Source organism: Alcanivorax sp. HI0044, assembly GCF_001634945.1.
On the sequence record NZ_LWEZ01000102.1, the window covers coordinates 1 to 13,250 of the forward strand.

The 13,250-nt window shown below is 59.9% G+C and carries 9 protein-coding genes and 1 pseudogene; 4 read left to right on the forward strand and 6 right to left on the reverse strand.

The window, feature by feature from the left end; all coding sequences use genetic code 11:
- Positions 1 to 48 precede the first annotated feature (48 nt).
- On the forward strand, positions 49 to 303 hold the full coding sequence (locus A3730_RS29345; RefSeq protein ID WP_231883799.1) for an alpha/beta hydrolase fold domain-containing protein: 255 nt from the start codon (positions 49 to 51) through the stop codon (positions 301 to 303).
- Here A3730_RS29345 and A3730_RS32980 read toward each other — a convergent pair.
- Positions 292 to 633 (reverse strand): annotated as a pseudogene (locus A3730_RS32980) (alpha/beta hydrolase); the annotation flags it as partial. The gene A3730_RS29345 and the pseudogene A3730_RS32980 sit on opposite strands and share 12 nt — an antisense overlap.
- 115 nt (positions 634 to 748) lie before the next feature.
- On the opposite strand from A3730_RS32980, the gene A3730_RS01165 reads away from it, so the two are divergent.
- On the forward strand, positions 749 to 1,579 hold the full coding sequence (locus A3730_RS01165) for an ion transporter (protein ID WP_063521278.1): 831 nt from the start codon (positions 749 to 751) through the stop codon (positions 1,577 to 1,579).
- Positions 1,580 to 1,769: 190 nt separating this feature from the next.
- Here A3730_RS01165 and A3730_RS01170 read toward each other — a convergent pair whose 3' ends face one another.
- From A3730_RS01170 to nirB, 5 genes are all read right to left on the reverse strand, one after another.
- Entirely contained in the window at positions 1,770 to 2,621 is an 852-nt protein-coding gene (locus A3730_RS01170; RefSeq protein ID WP_063519739.1) for a peroxiredoxin, read from the reverse strand.
- 86 nt (positions 2,622 to 2,707) lie between these two features.
- On the reverse strand, positions 2,708 to 5,368 hold the full coding sequence (locus tag A3730_RS01175) for a nitrate reductase (RefSeq protein ID WP_063519740.1): 2,661 nt from the start codon (positions 5,366 to 5,368) through the stop codon (positions 2,708 to 2,710).
- Complete coding sequence (locus A3730_RS01180) at positions 5,365 to 6,645, reverse strand: NAD(P)/FAD-dependent oxidoreductase (protein ID WP_063519741.1); 1,281 nt, start codon at positions 6,643 to 6,645, stop codon at positions 5,365 to 5,367. Before A3730_RS01180 ends, A3730_RS01175 begins: the two co-directional genes overlap by 4 nt.
- A gap of 25 nt (positions 6,646 to 6,670) precedes the next feature.
- On the reverse strand, positions 6,671 to 7,015 hold the full coding sequence (nirD, locus tag A3730_RS01185; RefSeq protein ID WP_063519742.1) for a nitrite reductase small subunit NirD: 345 nt from the start codon (positions 7,013 to 7,015) through the stop codon (positions 6,671 to 6,673).
- A 3-nt stretch (positions 7,016 to 7,018) separates the two neighbouring features.
- Positions 7,019 to 9,550, reverse strand: a complete 2,532-nt coding sequence (gene nirB, locus A3730_RS01190) for a nitrite reductase large subunit NirB (RefSeq protein ID WP_063537303.1) — start codon at positions 9,548 to 9,550, stop codon at positions 7,019 to 7,021.
- A 322-nt stretch (positions 9,551 to 9,872) separates the two neighbouring features.
- Here nirB and A3730_RS01195 point away from each other — a divergent pair, with 322 nt between their 5' ends.
- Both A3730_RS01195 and A3730_RS01200 read left to right on the forward strand, forming a co-directional pair.
- Positions 9,873 to 11,342, forward strand: a complete 1,470-nt coding sequence (locus A3730_RS01195; protein WP_063521057.1) for a NarK family nitrate/nitrite MFS transporter — start codon at positions 9,873 to 9,875, stop codon at positions 11,340 to 11,342.
- Between the two features lie 84 nt (positions 11,343 to 11,426).
- Complete coding sequence (locus tag A3730_RS01200) at positions 11,427 to 13,133, forward strand: bifunctional protein-serine/threonine kinase/phosphatase (RefSeq protein WP_082872213.1); 1,707 nt, start codon at positions 11,427 to 11,429, stop codon at positions 13,131 to 13,133.
- Positions 13,134 to 13,250 lie beyond the last annotated feature (117 nt).

Below are 13,250 nucleotides of genomic sequence, written 5' to 3' on the forward strand. Positions count from 1 at the left end.
CCTGGAGAGTGGTTAATAGCTGGGCGCAATGTACGCAGTAATCGGGTGGTGCTGTACTTTCATGGCGGAGCCTATTTTTTCGGCTCGCCGCGTTCCCACCGGGCCGTCACCTGGCGTTTAAGCCGTGAATGCCGGGCCAAGGTGCTGGCGCTGGATTATCGTCAGCCACCCGACTGGGCGTACCCGGCGCCACTTGAAGATGCGGTGCGTGCCTACAAGGCATTGCTGGATACCGGGTACCGCCCNGTCGGGTGGCTGACGATAATCCAGCGCCAGCACCTTGGCCCGGCATTCACGGCTTAAACGCCAGGTGACGGCCCGGTGGGAACGCGGCGAGCCGAAAAAATAGGCTCCGCCATGAAAGTACAGCACCACCCGATTACTGCGTACATTGCGCCCAGCTATTAACCACTCTCCAGGCACTCCGCCCATGTGGGCCCGGGCGATATGTACTGATGACGGGACCGGTAACGCCAGGGTCACCGTATCAAAACCCAGTTGCGAGAATTTCATGAAACGGCGAGTAAAACGGATACGGCTAATCACCGGTTTCACCGCCCCCTTGATCGCCCGGTTGATCATTTTTCCCTGCCAGCTCAACGCCGGGTAATATTTCTTGTTGTTAACAGCCATGGCTCAGGCCACCCGCCTGCAATGTGGAGAGTTTGAGCCTAAGTGGTCATCATTGTCTGAACAAGACACAATGAGCCCGTCTTTGTTCATCCATGGTTAAGGATTCAGCGCAAATATGGAAACCCTGCGGCAACGCTGGCGCCACATTATCTTTGGTACCGATACCCCAGCCGGGCAGCTGTTCGATGTGCTGCTTATCGGGGCGATCCTGGGAAGCGTGATTGCGGTCATGCTCGACAGTGTGTCCAGCATCCGTGAAGAGTATGGCGTGCTGTTGTACGCGGCGGAGTGGTTTTTCACTCTGCTTTTTACGGTGGAATACGCCATTCGCCTTTGGGTCAGCGACCGACCGCTGCGCTATGCACGCAGCTTTTTCGGGGTGGTGGATTTACTGTCCGTCATCCCGACCTATCTGAGCCTGTTCATCCCCGGTTCCAATTACCTGCTTACCATCCGGGCGCTGCGGGTACTGCGCGTGTTCCGGGTCATGAAGCTGGCCAAATTCATGGGCGAAGCCAACCAGCTTGGCATCGCCCTGGTGCGCACCCGCCGCAAGATCGCGGTGTTCATGTTCTCCGTATTCGTGGTGATTATTATCTTCGGCAGCCTCATGTATGTGGTGGAAGGCCCGGAGAACGGTTTTTCCAGTATTCCGCAAAGTATTTACTGGGCCATCGTGACCATTACCACCGTAGGGTATGGCGACATTTCACCGCAGACGCCGTTCGGCAAGCTGATTGCTTCCCTGGCCATGATTACCGGCTACGCGATTATTGCCGTGCCCACCGGTATCGTCACCGCGGAAATTTCCGCCGCCCGCGTGAGCATGCGCTATGAACGTGAATGCCCGGGATGCCACCGCCATTCCCACGAGCCCGATGCCCGCTTTTGCCTGCAATGCGGTGAGGAATTACCGAAGCTGTCGCTGAAAGGCCCGGATGATTAAAGAAAGCGGCAGAGTTTTAGCTTCTGGCTTGGATCGTCCTGCGGACGATGTCCTCGCTTCGCTCGGTTCGCACCCGGTTCGCACCCTAAACGGTGCTCCTACAGCGGCTTCGTAGAAAAGCAGATGCCGAGTAACTTTTCCGCCTTTCTTTATCGAAGCGAGCGTAGCTCTTAGCTCACCCCTGCCTTTATTAACCGTCTATTAATCCTTTCTCTCGCAACACCTGAATAAACAGATCAGGCTCTGGGCGAACCCGGTAATTGTCTGTCAGGTGCTGATACACCAGCCGGCCTTCGCCATCCACGATAAATACCGTTGGCATAACGGTGTCACTGTCGTAGCCCAGCGCCTCCAGCCCGGCCGGGGTACCACCCGCATCGACAATACCTAAAGCACGCGCCGCCTGATTGTCATCATCGCGCAGGTATTCAAAATCCACCTGAAATTGCTTTGCCAGATCCGCAGATTGGCTGTGGGACTGCGGGCTGATCAACGCCACCCGTACACCCTGATCCTGCAACGACTGATATTGCGCTGCCACTTCACGAATCTGTGCCATACACAACGGGCACCAGTTGCCGCGGAAGAACAGCATCACCATTGGCTTGCCCGCGTAATCCGCCACGGTTACCGGCTTGCCCTCCAAGTTCGTGAAAGTGACGGCCGGCAACGGTTCACCCAGTGCCACATTCGCCTCGCGAGTGCCGTAGCGGCTATACCAGCGGATATAAGCGTGCACCCCGATCAGGTTGAGAAGCGCCAGGCTAACCATCACCACACAGGCCTGCCCGGCCAATGCCAGGCTGATGACCGCCAGCGTCCCCAGCAAGGTGGGCCAAAATACCGTTGGCAGGTTCTCGCTGGTGCGCGCCGGTTTCCATACGAACAGATAACTGAAGAATCCCACCGAGGGGACACAGGTCAGCAGCAATACCACCCACGGCCAACCGCCACCGGTAAACAGCTGCCAGAGCGCCATGCCGGTGGTGAACACCGCCAGGGAAATAAACGTGGAGATAAACAGTGATTTAAGGCTTTTCATCGTCGTTCCCGTTTCGAATCAGTGGATAAGATGCGAAACGGGCACCCGCGTTACAACCTTAATAACGCGGGCGGAGAAACGGATAATCAGGTGGTGCAGGTTTCCAGCAAGCCCCGCAGCTCCGGAATACAGGAGCCACAGTTGGTGCCCGCCTGGCAGCCTTTGCCAATGGCTTCCACGGAGTCCGCGCCCTCTTCCACCACAGCCTCGATGGTTTTCTGACGGACCTGGAAGCAGCTGCAAATCACCGGCCCCAGGTCTGGCCCAGCATCCGCCGGTTGCCCGGCCAGGATCGCCAGGTGCTGGATATCCGCATCGTCAGCAAAACAATCTGCCAACCAATCCACATCGCACACCGGCAAGGTTTCACCAATGGCCAGCCAGGCCAGCAAGCGGCCGTCCTTGTCCAGCGCCGCGCGCCGGTAATGCCCGGTGGCGGGATCGTTCAGCGCCAGCCACTGGGCCGCCTGCGGCAACCAGTCGTGGAGCTGTTGTTCGGTTAGGTCCGCATCGCCGGCCAGCCGATAGCGCTGTACCTGGCCCGCCTGCAAAAATGCATCGACGGGAACTCGGGCCCAGTACTCCACGGCGGGTGGGGACGCCGCCGTGAACAACCAGCCATGCCAGCGGGGTTGCCAGTCGCTGACATTGACCGGCGTATGCTTGAACGCCGGCTGGCCGGAATGCGGATCCAGACGTGCCGGCACCAGGGCATCCACCCGGGCGCGGCGAGAAAACTGATCGGTCCAGTGCATGGGCATGAACGCGGTGCCGGGGCGCTGCCCGGTATCGCGGGTGACCCGCACCAACGCATCACCGACACGGCTGGTCAGGCGCACGAAGCCGCCCTCCTGCAGCCGGTAACGCTCTATATCCTGGGGATGCAACGCCGCAAAGGGCTCGCTGAGGTGGGCAAACAGGCGCCCGGCACGGCCGGTGCGCGTCATGGTGTGCCACTGGTCCCGAATCCGCCCGCTATTGAGAATAATCGGGAAGGCATCGCCGATCTGGCGCACGGGCGGATTGTCGCAGCTCACAAAACGGGCCCGGCCACTGGGAGTAGAAAACTGGCCGTCGGCATAGCAGCGAGGGTCGCCGTTAAGCGGCCACTGCTGTGGCTGCCACTGGGCATATTGGTCGGCGCTCAGCTCCGCAGCCCCGGTCAAATCCAGCCGCTTGCCAAATTGGCCGGCCACCGCGGTGAGCGCCGAGTACTCGGCAAAAATGTCGTGCTCATGCTGGTAGGGAAAGGCGTCGGCAAAGCCCATGCGCTGCGCCACTTCGGTAATGATCCACCAGTCTGCTTTCGCTTGCCCCGGGGCAGGCACAAAGGGCCGCTGGCGCGATACGCAGCGCTCGGAGTTGGTGACCATGCCGGATTTCTCGCCCCAGCCCAGCGCCGGCAAGCGAATATCCGCGCAGGCGAGCGTGTCACCGCTGGCTACGCAGTCGGACACCACCACGGTGTCGCAGGCCATCAGTGCCTGGCGGACCTTGTCCGCTTCCGGGAGGGAGTCCACCGGGTTGGTGGCCATGATCCACACGGCTTTCACCTCGCCGCTGGAAACTGCCTCGAACAGCTCAACCGCTGTAAGACCATTTTTCGTGGCCAACGCCGGCGCCTGCCAGAAGTCCGCCACGGCGGCGTGGTGCGCCGGGTTGTCGATATCCAGATGCACCGCCAGCTGATTGGCCAGCCCCCCCACTTCCCGGCCGCCCATGGCGTTGGGTTGCCCGGTGATGGAAAACGGGCTGGCACCAGGCTTGCCGACACGGCCGGTGGCCAGGTGGGCATTGATAATGGCATTGCCCTGGTCAGACCCATTGCGGGCCTGGTTCACGCCCTGGGAAAACACGGTAACCGTGCGCTCGCAGGCGGCGAACCAGTGGTAAAACGTGGTCAGGTCCACCTTGCTCACGCCCATCTTTGCGGCCAGTGCCTCCCAATCGTTGCCCTGGCTGCGGGCGGTTTCCAGGGTCGCCTGAAAGCCTTCGGTGTGGGCGTCGATGTAGGCCTGGTCCAGCGCCTGGTTGTCATCCAGCCAGGTGAGCAGGCCATTGAACAGCGGCACGTCCTGCCCCGGGCGAATGGCCAGATGCAGGTCGGCCAGATCGCAAGTGGCAGTGCGGCGCGGGTCGATGACCACCACTTTCATGTCCGGGCGCGCCTGTTTGGCGGCCACGATGCGCTGGTACACGATGGGATGTGCCCAGGCGGTATTGGACCCGGTGAGGATAACCAGATCCGCCAGCTCCAGGTCTTCGTAGCAGCCGGGCACCACGTCTTCACCAAACGCCCGCTTGTGGGCAACCACAGCGCTGCTCATGCACAGGCGCGAATTGGTATCGATATTGGCGCTGCCGATGTAGCCCTTCATCAGCTTGTTGGCCACGTAATAATCTTCTGTCAGCAGCTGGCCGGAAACGTAGAACGCCACGGCATCCGGGCCGTGTTCGTCGACGATGCGGCGGAGCCGCCCTGCCACTTCATCCAGCGCCTGATCCCAGGACACCACCTCGCCATCCACTTCCGGATTCAGCAGGCGATCCTGATCACCCAGGGTTTCCAGTACCGATGAACCTTTGACGCAGAGCCGCCCGGCATTGGCCGGGTGCTGCGTGTCCCCTTTCAGGGTGACGCCGTCGGTGCGGATACCACAACCAACGCCGCAGTACGGGCACGTTGTGCAGATGGCTGTACCGGCGTTCGTTGCCACCGCTTTTTGGGCTCTCGCTTCAGCATTCACGCAGCGATTTCCTCCGAATTCTGATCACTGTCGCCGGGGCGTTTGCAGAAAGCCTCGCCCAGCAACAGGGTTTCACGCAGCGCGCTGATATCGGTGTTTTCCTTCCACAGTTTTTCGAAAAACGGGGCGTCAGACACATCGCCGTACAGCACCATGCCGACCACACGGTTATCGCGAATCTGTACACGCCGGTAGCTGCCGGGCAGATTCAGCTGCAGGGTTTCCCCCTGCTCTGTTCCTTTATCCCGGTCACCGAGAAAATCGCCACAGGACACCAGATCGATACCGGAAATTTTCAACCGTGTGGCGGAATCCGCGTACAGATAACGGCGGTGTCCCAGTTCCGCCAGGTGGCTGGCACAGACCGCCGCTTGCTCATACAGCGGGGCCACCAGGCCAAAGGTGCGCTCGCGGTGCTCCACACACTCACCAATGGCATAGATGGCCGGATCAAAGGTCTGCAGGGTGTCGTCCACCCGCACCCCCTGATTCACGGTCAGCCCGGCACTGGCGGCCAGCTCGGCACGGGGCACAATGCCCACCGCCTGCACCACATAATCCGCCGGCAACCGCTGGCCGTCGGCAAGATGCACCGCAGCCACACGGCCTCGGCCGCCTTCTTCCCGGCTTTCTTCCAAGCAAGTGCCTTCGATGGACTGGGTGCGCGCCTGCATCACAAACTTGAGCCCACGGGCTTCCAGATCCTGTTGCAGGCGATGCCCTGCGCTTTCGTCCAGCTGCTGGTTGAGCAAGTAGCCGCGGCTGTGGACCAGAGTCACATCGTGCCCCTGCTTCACCAGCGCATCCGCCGCTTCCAGCCCCAAAAAGCCGCCGCCCACGACCACCACCCGGGCGGCCGAAAGCGACAACAACCGGCGCACGTCGTAGAGATCCCGAAAACTGACAACGCCATCCAGGGTGACGCCTTCCACCGGCAACTGGCGTGGCGCGGCCCCCGTGGCCAGCAACAACCGGTCGTAATCCAGCCGATGCCCGGCGGCGGTTTCCACCTGCCGCCGGCGGCGATGAATCGCTACCACCGGGGTGCCGGTAATCAAGCGAATATTGCGATCGCGATACCACTGGTGGGGGTGCGTGGTAATGGTTTTCTCATCGGTGCCACCGCCCAGCAGCGGCGACAACATGACGCGGTTATAACCGGCGAAGGGCTCATCCCCCACCACCGTGATCTGATACAGATCCGGTGCCAGGCGGGTCAGCTCTTCCAGCAGGCGGCAAGCCGCCATGCCATTACCCACTACAACCAGTCGCTTCATTCGCACGTCGCCCTGTGGAGTTGTTTCAGGCCGGGGTGGCCAGTTCGATCACATCACCTTGCACACGCACCGGGTACACGGTCAGCTTGACGCTGTCGTCTTCGATGCATTGCCCGGTTTCCAGGTCGAAGTGCTGTTTGTAGAGCGGTGAGGCAACAACGCGCTTGTCACCCAATGAGCCCAATAGCCCCCGGCTGAGCACGTTGGCATGGCTAAACGGGTCCATGTTGTCCAACGCATAGAAATTGCCATCACGGGTGCGGAACAGTGCTGCCTGCCCGGAGGGCAGACGCACGCCCACTCCAGTGCCCGGCAATACGTCGTCAACGCTGCAGATTGCTTTCCATTCTACGGTCACTGCGCTGTTCATGGCTTACGCCTCCTCGACCAGTTCGATGCGTTCATGCTCATAGGCGGGACGGCGCTGGCCGCGCTCACGCACGTAGGCCAGGTTGTCATCCGCTTCGGCGGTCTCATTGATGAAGTGGTTAAAGCGCTTCACCGCTTCCGGATCCTCGATGGTGGACTTCCACTCACACTGATACGTCTCGATCACGTGCTGCATCTGCGCTTCAAGTTCGTCGCCCATACCCAGCGAATCATTCAGGATCACGTCTTTCAGGTAATCCAGCCCGCCTTCCAGGTTTTCCAGCCAGACGCTGGTGCGCTGCAGGCGGTCCGCCGTTTTGATGTAGAACATCAGGAAACGGTCGATGGTCTTGATCAGCTGCTCATCGGTGAGATCCGACGCGAACAGATCCGCGTGGCGCGGACGCATGCCGCCGTTACCACACACATACAGGTTCCAGCCTTTCTCGGTGGCGATCACGCCCACGTCCTTGCTTTGCGCTTCCGCGCACTCGCGGGTACAACCACTCACTGCCATCTTGATCTTGTGTGGGCTGCGCAAGCCCTTGTAGCGATCCTCTACCTGAATGGCGGTGCCCACGGAGTCTTTCACCCCGTAGCGACACCAGGTGGAGCCCACACAGGATTTCACCGTACGCAGGGATTTACCGTAGGCGTGCCCGGTTTCAAAACCGGCATCCACCAGGATTTTCCAGATTTCCGGCAACTGCTCGACACGGGCACCAAACAAATCCACCCGCTGGCCGCCGGTGATCTTGGTATAAAGATCGTATTGCTTGGCCACTTCCCCCAGCACGATCAGTTTGTCCGGGGTGATTTCACCGCCCGCCACGCGCGGCACGATGGAATAGGTGCCGTCGCGCTGCATGTTGCCCAGGAAATAATCGTTGGTGTCCTGCAGCCCGGCATGGGGTTTGTTGAGTACCCAGTCGTTCCAGCAGGAAGCCAGCACGTTGGCCACGGTCGGCTTACAGATGTCACAGCCATCACCGCTACCGTGTTTTTCCAGCAGCTCGTCAAAGGTGGTGATCTGCCCGACGCGTACCAGGTGGTAGATTTCCTGGCGGGAATACGCGAAGTGTTCGCAAATGTGGTTGTTCACTTCCACACCACGTTTTTCCAGCTCGCTGTCCAGCACCTGCTTCACCAGCGCGGAACAACCGCCACAGGTAGCCGATGCCTTGGTGCAGGCTTTCAGGTCACCCACGGTCTGGGCGCCACCGTCGATGGCGGCACACAAATCGCCTTTGGAAACGTTATTACAGGAACAGATCTGCGCCGTGTCAGGCAGCGCATCGGCGCCCAGCAGCGGCGCACCATCAGACATGGGCGCCACCAGCGCAGACGGATCACCGGGCAGATCCATTTCGTTCAGGCAAAGCTGCAACAGGTTGCCGTAATCTGCGGCATCACCCACCAGCACCGCGCCCAACAGTTTCTTGCCGCACTCACTGATTACCGCCTTCTTGTAGATACCGGCGGTCTGGTCCATGAACACGGTGCTGCGACAACCGGGGGTGTTGCCGTGGGCATCCCCAATGGACGCCACATCCACGCCCATCAGTTTCAGCTTGGTGCTCATGTCCGCACCGGCAAACTGCTGTTCGGCCTTGCCCATCAGGTGTTCAGCGGCCACCTCCGCCATCTGGTACCCCGGCGCCACCAGGCCAAAGATGCGACCTTCCCACAGCGCCACTTCACCAATGGCATAGATATCTTCGTCGGAGGTCACGCAGTGGTTGTTGACCACGATGCCGCCGCGTTCGCCAATGGCCAGCTCGCAGGCCCGGCCCAGTTCGTCCTGGGGACGAATGCCCGCGGAGAAAACAATCACATCCGTTTCCAGATGTTTGTCGTCACCGAAATTCATGCGGTGTGTGCAGCTTTCGCCGTCGACAATATCCTGGGTGCCGGTGCTGGTGTGCACGGTAACGCCCAGTTCCTGAATCTTGTCTTTCAGCAGGCCGCCACCAAAGTCATCCACCTGCACGGCCATCAGGCGCGGGGCGAATTCCACCACATGGGTCTCCAGGCCCAGATCGTGAAGCGCCTTGGCCGCTTCCAGGCCCAGCAGGCCGCCACCGACAACCGTGCCCACCTTGCCGGTTTTACTGGCGGCAATCATGGCATCCAGGTCGTCGATGGTGCGGTACACAAAACAGTTCTCGCGATCGTTACCGGGGATCGGCGGCACAAACGGATAGGAACCGGTGGCCAGAACCACCTTGTCATAAGGCAGGGTCTCACCGGTGTTGGTGGTGACTGTTTTAGCCGCCCGATCAATCGCGTCCACCTTGGTATTCAGTTTCAGCGTAATGTCGTGCTCTTCAAAAAAACCTTCCGGCACCAGCGACAGGTCGTCGGCGGTCTTGCCGGAAAAGTAACTGGTCAGCCCTACGCGGTCATAGGCCGGCAGCGGCTCGGCACACAGTACCGTAATATCAAAGTGCTCCCGGCCACCCTGGGCCACCAGAGACTCCAGATAACGTTGTCCGACCATCCCGTGGCCGATCAAAAGAAGTTGTTGCTTTGCCATAAGGCTCACCCTCGCGGTGCGTAACTGACACCCACCACTCAGCAATCCCTATGCCAACTTGGTAAGCCAATGTTTTTAATGAACTTATTTCGTTTTTCGGATAATAAATGCAGAAACCCTGCTTTCTTTTAATGCGCTCGTGCACGAGAAAAATGCATTTTTTCGTGCACCGCCATGAACCAGAAACGCTCCCGATTTGCGCACAGTTATTGCCCTCCTCCCGATTCATCTCCTTTTAATCTTTTTAAAACAGACACTTAGAAATATGGCACAGGAGTTGCTCTGTTCAGCCTGTCGTTAACCGCCCATGCATGGAGAAGTCNTGAGCGATCAAAAGCTGAATCTGTTGAATCTGTCCGCGCCACGCATCCGCCTGTTACATCTGAGCTGGCTGGCGTTTTTTATTACCTTTGTTGTGTGGTTTTCCCATGCGCCATTAATGGGGCATCTACGGGACGCCTTCGACCTTACTCCCGAACAGATAAAGGCGTTGCTGATTCTCAACGTAGCGCTGACCATTCCTGCCCGGGTGGTGATCGGTTCCCTGGTGGATCGCTTCGGCCCGCGCCTGGTGTTTGGCTCGTTGCTGATGCTGGCCGCACTCCCCTGCTGGGCGTTTGCCCTTTCCACTAGCTATGAACAGCTGGCAGTGACCCGCCTGTTGATGGGTTTTGTGGGCGCAGGCTTTGTGGTGGGCATCCGCCTGATCAGTGAATGGTTCCCGGCCCGGGAAGTCGGCCTGGCCGAAGGCGTCTATGGCGGCTGGGGTAACTTCGGTTCCGCAGCGGCGGCGATTACCCTGCCCTCCCTGGCGCTGCTTTACGGTGGTGATGACGGCTGGCGCTGGGCCATTGCCACCACTGGCGCGGTGGCCTTTCTCTACGGCATTTTCTTTCTGTGGCGGGCACGCAATACCCCACAGGGCGCCTCCTACTTCAAGCCGAAGAAAGCCAGTGCCCTGGAAGTCAGCACCAAGAAAGATCTGTTCTTCTACCTGGCCATGAGCCTGCCGCTTTACATCGCATTGCTGGTGATCGTCTGGCGCCTGGGGCCTACCAATCTGAATTTGTTCGGCCAGACCACACAAATATTTCTGGCGGCCCTGATCATCAGTCTGGCCGGTATTCAGCTGAGCCAGGCCTGGCGGGTAAATCGCGAGCATCTGAAAGAAGGAGTCCCCGAACACGACCGTTACAGCTTCAAGCAGGTGGCGATTTTGGATTTGGCCTATATGGTGACCTTCGGTTCCGAGCTGGCGGTGGTGTCCATGCTGCCCCTGTTCTTTACCGATACTTTTGCCCTGACGGCAGTCACTGGCGGCCTGCTGGCCTCCGGCTATGCCTTCATGAATCTGGTGGCTCGGCCCGGTGGTGGCTGGGTCTCCGACAAGTTCGGGCGCAAGAAATCATTGGCTATTCTGCTCTGCGGCCTGATGGTGGGTTACGGCCTGATGAGCCAGATCGGCAGTAGCTGGCCCATTGCCCTGGCGGTGGTTGCCACCATGTGCTGTTCCTTCTTTGTGCAGGCTGGCGAGGGCGCCGTGTTCGCTACGGTGCCACTGATCAAGCGGCGCCTCACCGGGCAAATTGCCGGCATGGTCGGCGCCTATGGTAATGCCGGTGCCGTGATCTTCCTCACCGTGCTGACCTTTGTAGAACCATCAACCTTCTTCCTGGTGATTGCCGCCAGCGCCGCTGTTGCACTGGCCGCAGTTCAATTCCTGGATGAACCCAAGGGCCATATCGCGGAAATTGATGATCAGGGCGAAGTACAGCTGATCGAAGTGAGCTGAGCTTCAAGTGACCACCGGGCGCGCAGGGATAGCAGCCCGGTTCACCACAAGCCCCCGTCACGTTAACGGTACAGGAGCATCAAGATGGACGTGTCCACCGCCTCGGCAACCGACGACCTCAGCCCGATGGAACCCGACCTGCATCCCCGGGTACGTATCGGCCAATTCAGTGACAGCGGCCCCAAGCTGCATAACCAGGACGCCCTGGCCATGCAGATACCGGAAGGCTCACTGATGCGTACCAAGGGCATTGTCGCCGCTCTGGCTGACGGGCTGTCCAGCGCCGGCGCCGCCCGCGAAGCGGCGGAATCCTGCGTTCTGGGCTTTATCAGCGACTATTACGCCACCCCGGCCCTGTGGAGCGTGCCCCGCTCCGCCCAACGTGTACTGGAAGCCTTGAACCGCTGGCTTTGTCGCCAGACCCTGGCCGGTGAGAGCCACTTGTGCACGCTGTCCCTGCTCATCCTTCGCTCGCGGACAGCGCACATTTTTCAGGTCGGCGACTCCCGCGTCTGGCGCATGCGCAATAACAAGCTGGAATGCCTGACCCGCGATCACAGCCGCATGATCGGTGCAAATCGGCAGGTGCTGACTCGGGTCATGGGCGGGGATACCCGACTGGACGTGGACTACAGCAGTAGCGATTTGCAGGTGGGCGATATTTATCTTTTGTCCAGCGATGGCGTACACGGCTTCCTGACACGCTCACGGATGCAGGGCATTCTGCGTGGTGCCAGCCAGCCGGAACTGGCCGCCCGTACGCTGGTGGAGGCCGCGCTGGCCAACGGCAGTGACGACAACCTGAGCTGCCAGGTGCTCCGTGTGGAAGGCCTGCCGGATGCCAGCGCCGACGAAACCCTGAAACAACGCGGCAGCCTGCCGCTGCCCCCGCCGCTCACACCCGGCATTCGTCTCGATGGCTTTACCGTAAAGCGCGAACTCTATGCCAGCGTGCGCAGCCATTTGTATCTGGTGGAAGATCAACACGGCAAACAGTCCGTACTCAAGACACCCTCCGTCAACCTGGAAGATGATCGCGATGCCCTGGAACGGTTTGTGATGGAGGGCTGGGTCGGTAATCGGTTGCGCAATCCGCACTTGCTCCATGCCCTGCCCATGCCCGACGCGCCAAGCTGCCTGTATCAACACCTGGAATTTATCGACGGAGTGACCTTGAAGCAGTGGCTAAAGGAGCACCCGGACGCACCGGTTGAAGAGAAGCTCTATCTGGCCGACCAGTTACTTAATGGCATTCGCGCCCTGCACCGTGCCGATGTGATTCACGGCGACCTGAAACCGGACAACATCATGGTGGATACCGAGGGGCTGGTTCGTATTGTGGATTTTGGCAGCTGCCATTGCCGGGGCATGGAGCAACACACTGCCAGCATTCCTCTGGGCACTCGGCATTACAGTGCACCGGAGCTGGTGGAAGGCGAAGCGCCCAGCGAGCAGAGCGACCTGTTCTCCACCGCCGTCATTATTCATGAAATGCTCACCGGTGCCCTGCCCTGGCAGGGACGCTATGAAAAAGCCGTGCACCGCCCGCTGCCCCCCCTGCAGGGCCACAATGCGTTTATCCCCCTGTGGATCAACAACGTGCTGCAACTGGCGCTGCAACGGCAACCAAAGATGCGCTTCACCGACGCGGCGGAATTCCGTGACGCATTACGCCGCCCGGTACGCAGTAACAAACCGGTGGCCGACAGTAACATCCGGCAATTGAGAATGTGGAAAGGCGCGGTGGTCATTCTTGCGCTGTTGTTGTTGATCAGCGTCACGCTACGCTGACAAGCGACCAGGGAAGGCTGAGCTTGCCGGGTTAAGGAGCCTCTGAATAACTCCTTGCATGCTCAGTCTTTCAGGCTGGTTCGCAGTCTAGGCGCGCTTTTGAAGGTGTATGTCCAT

Bases quoted from the DNA above. Each gene is read 5' to 3' on its own strand.
- A3730_RS01165 (WP_063521278.1), top strand. From the start codon at position 749: ATGGAAACCCTGCGGCAACGCTGGCGCCACATTATCTTTGGTACCGAT.
- A3730_RS01170 (WP_063519739.1), bottom strand. From the start codon at position 2,621: ATGAAAAGCCTTAAATCACTGTTTATCTCCACGTTTATTTCCCTGGCG.
- A3730_RS01180 (WP_063519741.1), bottom strand. From the start codon at position 6,645: ATGAAGCGACTGGTTGTAGTGGGTAATGGCATGGCGGCTTGCCGCCTG.
- nirD (WP_063519742.1), bottom strand. From the start codon at position 7,015: ATGAACAGCGCAGTGACCGTAGAATGGAAAGCAATCTGCAGCGTTGAC.
- nirB (WP_063537303.1), bottom strand. From the start codon at position 9,550: ATGGCAAAGCAACAACTTCTTTTGATCGGCCACGGGATGGTCGGACAA.
- A3730_RS01200 (WP_082872213.1), top strand. From the start codon at position 11,427: ATGGACGTGTCCACCGCCTCGGCAACCGACGACCTCAGCCCGATGGAA.